This is a genomic window from Polaribacter sp. 2405UD43-2 (assembly GCF_058147125.1).
Genome location: NZ_JBYVJX010000088.1, coordinates 1 through 239 on the forward strand (window position 1 = coordinate 1; position 239 = coordinate 239).

The 239-nt window shown below is 27.6% G+C and carries 1 pseudogene; it reads right to left on the minus strand.

What is annotated here, in order from left to right:
* A pseudogene (locus ACY2RX_RS14855) lies at nucleotides 1-239 on the minus strand (DNA-binding response regulator); the annotation flags it as partial.

Sequence of the window (239 nt, forward strand, 5' to 3'; positions counted from 1 at the left end):
AGATGACTTCTGTTTCCTTTTGTGTGTATGTATGTCGATTTATTTTCACTGTAAAAACATTCTATTTCCTCTATATGAATAATTTTTATATGCTGACCAACTTTTATAGATAACCTTTTTTTAAATTTTCTATCTCCTGGGTTTACCAATAATTTACGAATATCATCCAAGTTTACTTGAACATTTGTTTGTTTTGGTTGATTAATTTTACACTTATCTACCGCAACTTTTAACTCATC